The organism is Chitinophaga agrisoli (assembly GCF_008386695.1).
In the GTDB taxonomy this organism is placed as follows: domain Bacteria; phylum Bacteroidota; class Bacteroidia; order Chitinophagales; family Chitinophagaceae; genus Chitinophaga; species Chitinophaga agrisoli.
Window position 1 is genome coordinate 1 of the sequence record NZ_VUOC01000186.1, and the last position, 366, is coordinate 366.

A 366-nucleotide genomic window follows, 5' to 3' on the forward strand; every position below is an offset into this window, starting at 1 on the left:
GTGGGTGATGTTTCTGGAGACAGTGTGGAGAGAACCTCCAGAATTCCATTGGTTTGTGCCGACTGTCAGACGAAGATTTCCAGAGAGACTTCCAAGTGTGAATACAGCAACAATGCAATGAGCAGCGGTGAGCACCGAGCGTGCGGTGAGCACTGAGCCTCCGCAGACAAAGCTCCTGCTGAAGATACCATTAGTCATTGCTACCATGTGGGGGTGGCTGCCCTGAGCTGCCTGGCTACCCCCCACAATACGAGCGTTCCGGTCCACATGCTCGTAGAAGATGGACATGTCATCTTCAGGCTTGGGGAGGGCCCAGGCAGCCGCAAAGAGCGCCACAAAAAGTAAGCCGTATTTTACGTTCATTTC

The 366-nt window shown here is 53.6% G+C and carries 1 protein-coding gene; it reads right to left on the reverse strand.

The features are described from left to right. The coding region (locus tag F0L74_RS34905) for a trypsin-like serine protease (protein WP_213087201.1) at window positions 1-366 on the reverse strand (366 nt) is incomplete at both ends.